This window comes from Rhizobium sp. C1, from assembly GCF_021026335.1.
Taxonomy (GTDB): Bacteria; Pseudomonadota; Alphaproteobacteria; order Rhizobiales; family Rhizobiaceae; genus Ensifer_A.
The window spans coordinates 1-1,048 of the sequence record NZ_JAJNCY010000023.1 but is presented as its reverse complement, the minus strand read 5'-3'; the positions used below and the strand labels follow the sequence as shown (position 1 = coordinate 1,048).

General features: G+C 57.5%; 1 protein-coding gene. It reads left to right on the top strand.

Annotation, left to right across the window (positions count from 1 at the left end; all coding sequences use genetic code 11):
- Positions 1-89: 89 nt before the first annotated feature.
- A protein-coding gene (locus tag LQK83_RS21565; RefSeq protein ID WP_230839540.1) for an IS630 family transposase occupies positions 90-1,038 on the top strand; the annotation gives its coding sequence in 2 pieces (ribosomal slippage) (positions 90-425 and positions 427-1,038; 948 coding nt in all).
- Positions 1,039-1,048: the final 10 nt, after the last annotated feature.

Genomic DNA, 1,048 nt, shown 5'->3' with positions numbered 1-1,048 from the left:
AGCGTTTCACCGTTTTTCTGAATCGGTTGGGATTCCCAAATCAGTTTTGTTCTGATTCATTGATGCCGGTTGGATGGAGGCCGGCATCAATGACTGCACCGATATCAAACGATCTTCGTGAGCGTGTTGTGGCGGCCGTGTCGAGTGGCGAGAGCGTACGGGCCGTGGCTGCACGCTTTGGAGTGGCCGCATCCTCAGTGGTGAAGTGGGCACAGCGCCATCGCGCGACGGGATCGGTTCGCCCGGCCAAGATGGGCGGTTATCGAAAGCGCATACTTGAGCCGCATCGCGACTTCATTGCCGAGCGGCTCGCTCAAAATCCACATCTGACGCTGCATGGACTGAAGGCGGAACTGGCAGCACGCGGCATTACCGTCTCCCATAATACGATTTGGGAATTCCTCCGCAGCCACGGGCTACGCTTCAAAAAAAACGCTGTTTGCCCTTGAGCAGGCTCGTGGCGATGTCGCCCGCAGAAGACAGCGATGGAAGGCCCTGCAGCAACACCTCGATCCCGACCGGCTGGTCTTCATTGATGAGACCTGGATCAAGACCAACATGACGCCGATCAGAGGCTGGGGACCAAAAGGCACGCGTCTGCGGGCGTTTGCGCCGCATGGTCACTGGCGCACCCTGACATTCCTCGGTGCCTTGAGAAACGACCGGCTGACAGCACCTTGTGTCTTTGACGGACCGATCAACGGTCAGTGCTTTCGCGCCTATGTCGAACAGCAGTTGGTGCCCGTCCTCAAGCCCGGCGACATCGTCATCATGGACAATCTCGGTAGCCACAAGGCGGCTGCCATCCGAAGCGCCATCAAAGCTGCAGGCGCACGCCTCTGGTTCACGCCGCCCTATTCGCCTGACCTCAATCCCATCGAACAGGCCTTCTCCAAGATCAAGCACTGGATGCGTCATGCGCAGAAACGCACCATTGAAGACACCTGGCGGCATATCGGCGCGCTCGTCCAAACAATCCAACCAGACGAATGCGCCAACTATCTCCAAAACGCAGGATATGTTTCCGTTAAAAGGTGAAACGCTCTAG